This is a genomic window from Actinosynnema sp. NPDC023658, from assembly GCF_040639995.1.
GTDB lineage: Bacteria > Actinomycetota > Actinomycetes > Mycobacteriales > Pseudonocardiaceae > Actinosynnema.
Genome location: NZ_JBFAAX010001360.1, coordinates 1 through 1251, shown reverse-complemented (window position 1 = coordinate 1251; position 1251 = coordinate 1). Strand labels below are relative to the sequence as shown.

Sequence of the window (1251 nt, the reverse complement as noted above, 5' to 3'; positions counted from 1 at the left end):
AGCCCTCGGTCCGCGAAGGCGCGCGCGGCCCCGGCCTCGCGTCGCCGGGCGTCCGCGGCCGCGGCCCACGACTGGACCTAGACCCGCCGGCGAACCGCCGTCTCCCGGTGGAGCTCCAACTCCTCCAGCAGCACCTGCCGGATCAGCTCCGAGTCCGCGACGACCAGCGCGTGCTCGGTCTCCGCCACCTTGTGATCGGCGTGGGCGGAGCGCCTGCGCGCGTCGGCGAGCCGCAGGGTCAGGCCGGAGATCTCGTCGTCGGCCGACTCAAGCCCCCGGAGGGCGGCGAGCTCCGCCTCCAGGGCGCGCCGCTCGGTCTCCTCGTGGGACCGCGCGAACACCCGCTCCTCGGCCAGCCTGGAGGTGGCCAGGTCGTGGCGGCGCACCGCCTCGGCCAGCGCGGCGTCCGCGGCGGCCTCCGCCGCGGCGAGGGTCGCCGAGTCCTCCGGCGGCGCCTCGTGCCGGGACACCTCCCGGGCGGCTCGCTCCAGCTCCAGGTGCAGGTCCTGGACCTCGTGCCGGGCCTTGTCCACGGCGATCTCGGCCTTGCGCCAGTCCTGCCCCGCGGCGTGGACGGCGTCCTGCGCCGCGGCCAGCCCACCGTCGATCCGCTTGCCCAGCAACGCCTCGACGCCCGCCTGGGGCACGCTCAGGTCCACGCCCCCGGGAACGGTGACGTCGCGGACCGCGACCCGGCCGCCGCCCAGGTCCGCCACGACCCGGTACTCCACGTCGAACTCGACCACTCCCATGCGGCCGAACACGAACAGGTCCGGCTGCTTGGAAGCGCTCGCACCACCCGACGAGGTGCGGACGTCGTCGGCGACCTGGCGCAGGTCCAGGCCGTTGGTGATGAAGTTGACCGACTCCACCGGGTTCAGGGTGCCGTCGGGGTTCTCCCCGACGTGGTTGTGGCTGCCGAAGCCGAGGCCGACCGACGCCTCGCCCACGTTCGCGCGCGTCACCGTGCCGGACGCCTCGACCGGCGCGTTGCCCATGTCGATGTCGAACCGGCTGTCGGTCAGGCTGCCGAGCCTGGGAGCGAGCAGCTTGGCGTGGACCACCAAGCGCGCGTCGGCGGAGATCCCCGCGACCGACTCGTGCAGGCCCGGCACCTCCAGCGCCCGGCCGCCGACCACGGACGGCAGGACGGCTTCCAGCAGCGGGACGCTCAGCGTGGACAGCAGCGCGTTGAGCGGTCCGGTCCCCTTGCCCGTGATGCCGGGCAGGTCCGCCGGCGGCCACGGCAGC

The 1251-nt window shown here is 75.1% G+C and carries 1 protein-coding gene; it reads right to left on the bottom strand.

Features of this window, described 5'->3' with window-relative positions; genetic code table 11:
- Positions 1 to 77 precede the first annotated feature (77 nt).
- Positions 78 to 1251, bottom strand: a 1174-nt coding sequence (locus AB0G02_RS40985) for a hypothetical protein (RefSeq protein WP_360806182.1), incomplete at its 5' end; no start/stop codon positions are given.